This window comes from Curtobacterium sp. B8, from assembly GCF_000333315.1.
Taxonomy (GTDB): Bacteria; Actinomycetota; Actinomycetes; order Actinomycetales; family Microbacteriaceae; genus Curtobacterium; species Curtobacterium luteum.
This window is the reverse complement of the sequence record NZ_BACW01000587.1, coordinates 1-3752: the sequence shown is the minus strand read 5'-3', so window position 1 is coordinate 3752 and position 3752 is coordinate 1. Positions and strand designations below refer to the sequence as shown.

At 70.0% G+C, this 3752-nt stretch carries 4 protein-coding genes and 1 pseudogene; all 5 read left to right on the top strand.

Translation table 11 applies throughout. The features are described 5' to 3' along the window. On the top strand, positions 1-227 hold a 227-nt coding region (locus tag I59_RS15930; protein WP_261976595.1), incomplete at its 5' end, for an aconitase family protein. Next, a complete protein-coding gene (gene leuD, locus I59_RS15925; protein WP_022904722.1) occupies positions 227-823 on the top strand; it encodes a 3-isopropylmalate dehydratase small subunit in 597 nt (198 codons plus the stop codon). The genes I59_RS15930 and leuD, both read left to right, overlap by 1 nt. Beyond that, complete coding sequence (gene murA, locus I59_RS15920; RefSeq protein ID WP_022904721.1) at positions 823-2190, top strand: UDP-N-acetylglucosamine 1-carboxyvinyltransferase; 1368 nt, start codon at positions 823-825, stop codon at positions 2188-2190. Before leuD ends, murA begins: the two co-directional genes overlap by 1 nt. Before the next feature lie 5 nt (positions 2191-2195). Beyond that, on the top strand, positions 2196-3014 hold the full coding sequence (locus I59_RS15915) for a 1-acyl-sn-glycerol-3-phosphate acyltransferase (protein ID WP_022904720.1): 819 nt from the start codon (positions 2196-2198) through the stop codon (positions 3012-3014). Positions 3015-3105: 91 nt separating this feature from the next. Next, a pseudogene (locus tag I59_RS20240) lies at positions 3106-3752 on the top strand (NAD(P)H-dependent glycerol-3-phosphate dehydrogenase); the annotation flags it as partial.

Here is a 3752-nt window from a genome sequence, read left to right as displayed (position 1 = left end):
GCCTCGGCATGAACCCCGACCAGCTCGCGCCGGGGGAGCGCTGCGCCTCCACCTCGAACCGCAACTTCGAGGGCCGGCAGGGCAAGGGCGGGCGCACCCACCTGGTGTCGCCGCTCGTCGCCGCTGCCACCGCGGTCCGCGGCACGCTGTCGAGCCCGTGGGACCTGGCGACCGACGACGAGATCGCCGCGGCGACGTCCGCCACCGCAACCGAGGGGAAGTTCTGATGGACAAGATCACCACCGTCACCGGCGTCGCCGCGCCGCTGAAGCGCTCCAACGTCGACACCGACCAGATCATCCCCGCGGTCTACCTCAAGCGCGTCACGAAGACCGGCTTCGAGGACGCCCTGTTCGCCGGGTGGCGCCAGGACCCGGAGTTCGTGCTGAACCAGCCCGAGTACCAGGGTGCCGCGGTGCTGGTCGCCGGTCCGGACTTCGGCACCGGCTCGTCGCGCGAGCACGCCGTCTGGGCACTCCGCGACTTCGGCTTCCGCGTCGTCGTGTCCTCTCGGTTCGCGGACATCTTCAAGGGGAACGCGGGCAAGCAGGGACTCGTCACGGCGATCGTGACCGAATCGGAAGTCGAGGCGCTCTGGGCCGAGATCGAGCGGAACCCGGGGGCGTCGGCCACGGTCGACCTCGTGGCGCAGCGCGTGTCGCTGGGCGATGTGGACGTGCCCTTCGAGATCGACGCTTACACTCGTTGGCGGTTGATGGAAGGGCTCGACGACATCGGGCTCACCCTCCGTGACGAGTCCTCGATCACGGAGTTCGAATCCCGCCGCTCCAGTTGGCGGCCGAAGACATTGCCGGTGAAGTAGTGAACTCTCTCGTACAGGACGCAGCGGCCGCAGGGGCTCGCGTTGGTCTCAAGTCGGACGAGATCGTCATCCGGGGCGGCAAGCCGCTCGTGGGACGCATCGAGGTCCGCGGAGCCAAGAACCTCGCGACCAAGGCCATGGTCGCAGCGCTGCTGGGCGACACCCCCTCGATCCTCAAGGACGTGCCGGACATCTCCGACGTCCAGGTCGTCCGCGGCCTGCTCGAGGTCCACGGGGTGCGCATCACGGACCCTGCACGAGGTGAGCTCATCCTCGACCCGTCGAACGTCGAGTCGGCGCACTTCGCCGAGATCGACGCGCACGCCGGGTCGAGCCGCATCCCGATCCTGTTCTGCGGTCCGCTGCTGCACAAGCTCGGTGAGGCGTTCATCCCCGATCTCGGCGGCTGCCGCATCGGCGACCGCCCGATCGACTTCCACCTCGACGCCCTGCGCGCGATGGGCGCGGTCGTGGACAAGCAGGTCAGCGGCATCCACCTCACCGCGCCGAACGGCCTGCGGGGCGCGGAGATCGAGCTGCCCTACCCGAGCGTCGGCGCCACCGAGCAGGTCCTGCTCTCGTCCGTGCTCGCCACCGGGGTCACCGAGCTCCGGAACGCCGCGATCGAGCCCGAGATCATGGACCTCATCGCGATCCTGCAGAAGATGGGCGCGATCGTCACGGTCGAGCCGAACCGCACCATCTTCATCGAGGGCGTCGAGTCGCTCCGCGGCTACACCCACCGCGCGATCAACGACCGCAACGAGGCCGCCAGCTGGGCCTCGGCGGCGCTCGCGACCGACGGTGACATCTTCGTCGAGGGCGCGAAGCAGCAGGAGCTGATGACGTTCCTCAACGTCTTCCGCAAGGTCGGCGGCGGGTTCGACGTCCAGGAGGACGGCATCCGCTTCTACCGCGAGCGCGAGACCCTGCGCCCCGTGGTCGTCGAGACGGACGTGCACCCCGGCTTCATGACCGACTGGCAGCAGCCGCTCATCGTGGCGCTCACCCAGGCCGACGGGCAGAGCATCGTCCACGAGACCGTGTACGAGAACCGTTTCGGCTTCACCGACGCCCTCAACGAGATGGGCGCCGACATCGTCGTGCACAAGGAAGGGCTGCCCGGACACGACCGCCGCGTCGCGCGTCGGCCGTTCGAGCAGGCCGCGGTCATCACCGGGCCGACGACGCTGCACGCTGCGGACGTCCGCGTCCCCGACCTCCGCGGCGGCTTCAGCCACCTCATCGCGGCGCTGACCGCCGAGGGCGAGTCGCGGATCTCCAACGTCGGCATCATCAGCCGGGGCTACGAGCACTTCATCCCGAAGCTCCGCAAGCTCGGCGCCGACTTCGACTTCGCCGGCTGAGCGTCGTGGCTGCTTCAGGTGACGGCCTGGAGGCGCGGCGCGCGTCCGCCTCGCAGGTCTCGACCGGTCTGCCCAACCCCGGGCGGCGCTGGCGCCGCGGTGAGCTGAACACCGCGTTCCGCATCACCGCGTCCGTCGTGATCCCGGTCTTCCGGTTCTCCGCGCGGTACCACTGGCACGGGCCGAAGCGTCTGCCCGAGGGCGGCGCGTTCGTCCTAGCGCCGAACCACTTCACGAACATCGACCCGCTCGTGGTGGGGACCGCCGTCTGGCTGTCCCGCCGGGCGCCGCGGTTCCTCGCGAAGGCGTCGCTGTTCAACGTCCCCGTGTTCGGCAAGCTCATGGCCGGCATGGGGCAGATCCCCGTCGAACGTTCCGGTCGCACGCGCCTCAGCGACCCGCTCGGCGGCGGCAGGTCCGTCATCGAGCAGGGTGGCGCGATCATCGTCTACCCCGAGGGCACCCTGACCCGCGATCCGGACCTCTGGCCGATGCGCGGCAAGACCGGTGCCGTCCGGATCGCGCTCGAGAACGACGTGCCGCTCATCCCGATGGCCCATTGGGGCACGCAGGGCATCATGGCGCGCTACGGCAAGAAGCTGAAGCTCTTCCCGCCGACCCGCGTCGACGTCATCGTCGGCGACCCCGTCGACCTGTCCGCCTACCGCGGACGGCCCATCGACCAGCAGATGCTCGTCGAGGCGACCGGCATCGTCATGCAGCGCATCACCGAGCTGCTCGAGGAACTCCGCGGCGAGACGGCCCCGGCCACGCGCTGGGACCCGGCCGCGAACAACCAGAAGGAGACCGGCAAGTTTGAGTGACCACGGAACGGGCCTCCGCCCGCACGAGGACCACCCGGACCCCGTCGTCGCCGCTCCCGGTGCCGTCGACACCGCCGCGATCCGCGTCGTCATGCAGACGACCGACAAGCCACGGGTGGCCGTGATCGGCGCCGGCAGCTGGGGGACCACGTTCGCGAAGGTGCTCGCCGAGGGCGGGGCGGACACCGTCGTGTGGGCACGCCGACCCGAGGTGGCGCGCGAGATCACCGAGACGAAGCGGAACTCCGAGTACCTGCCGGGCATCAACCTGCCGCGGACGCTCACCGCGTCGACGTCGCTGTCCGCCGTGCTCGACGGCGCACAGCAGGTGTACGTGTCGGTGCCGTCGCAGTCGCTCCGCTCGAACCTCGCCGCGATCGCCTCCCTCCTGCCCGAGGACGTCCCGGTCGTCAGCCTCATGAAGGGCGTCGAGAAGGCGACGGGCCTCCGGATGAGCGAGGTCCTGCACGAGGGCCTCGGGATCGACCGCGAGCGCATCGCGGTGGCCAGCGGACCGAACCTCGCGCTCGAGATCGCACGGCGGCAGCCGACCGCGGCCGTCGTCTCGTCGACGTCGCTCGACACCGCCACCGCGGTCGCGACCGTCGCCACGAACCCGTACTTCCGGTCGTTCACCAACACCGACGTGATCGGTACCGAGTTCGGCGGTGTGCTGAAGAACCTCATCGCGGTCGCCATCGGCATCGGGACGGCGGGGCTACGGCGAGAACACGAAGG